1 protein-coding gene is annotated in these 1,217 nt (G+C 41.2%); it reads right to left on the reverse strand.

Annotation, left to right across the window (positions count from 1 at the left end):
* Nucleotides 1-1,217 (reverse strand): DEAD/DEAH box helicase family protein (locus tag ACFIK8_RS09640; protein ID WP_375669298.1); only part of this gene is annotated, 1,217 nt, incomplete at both ends.

Raw genomic sequence — 1,217 nt, forward strand, 5'->3', positions numbered from 1 at the left:
TAATTTGTTCAACAAAAATACCATGGGATTGTTCTATTTCCCAGCGTCCAGGCGTTGCAGAAACAGCAATAGTTTGCGGGCGCATGAGATCCCATTCTTCAAAGCGTAAGGGACGATTGTCCATACAGGAGGGGAGGCGAAATCCATATTCTGCTAAGGTCGCTTTTCGTCGAAAATCACCGCGGTACATACCACAAATTTGGGGAATGGTTACATGGCTTTCATCGATAAAAACAAGAGCGTTGTTTGGAATATATTCGAACAAGGTTGGTGGTGGTTCACCGGGTTTTCGTCCCGTTAAATAACGTGAATAATTTTCGATACCGGGGCATGAGCCGGTCGTTTCTAACATTTCTAAATCAAAAATTGTACGCTGTTCTAAACGTTGTGCTTCTAAAAGACGCCCAGCTGCGTTTAATTCATCAAGGCGTTGAACAAGTTCCATTTTGATTGATTTTATTGCCTGATTTAATGTCGGTCGCGGTGTTACGTAGTGTGAATTGGCATAAATTTTAATAAATTGAAGGTCACTTGTTTTTTGTCCTGTTAGAGGATCAAATTCAGTAATCGTTTCCACTTCATCACCAAACAATGAAATACGCCAAGCACGATCTTCGAGGTGGGCAGGGAAAATTTCGATTGTATCTCCTCGCACACGAAAGGAACCACGAATGAAATTGATATCTTGTCGATGATAATGTTGAGCAACTAAATCAGCCAGTAATTGCCGTTGATTGAGCCGATCTCCTTTTTTTATTTGGAAGGTCATGGCAGTATAAGTTTCTACCGAACCAATTCCGTAGATACAGGACACAGATGCGACGATAATAACGTCATCACGTTCAAGTACAGCGCGTGTTGCAGCATGGCGCATACGGTCTATTTGTTCATTTATGGAGGATTCTTTTTCAATATAAGTGTCAGAGCGTGCAACATAGGCTTCCGGCTGATAATAATCGTAATAAGAGACAAAATATTCGACAGCATTATGGGGAAAAAAGCTTTTAAACTCTCCGTAAAGCTGGGCTGCTAGCGTTTTATTTGGTGCTAAAATGAGAGCAGGGCGTTGTGTTTTTTCAATAATTTTGGCCATTGTATAGGTTTTTCCCGAACCTGTAACACCCAAAAGCACTTGCGTACGTTCATCCTTTTCAATTCCCTCAACCAAAGTTTTAATTGCTTGAGGTTGATCTCCCGCAGCTTCAAAGGATGTTTCA

The sequence above is a fragment of the Bartonella sp. MR168JLCBS genome (genome assembly GCF_042194175.1).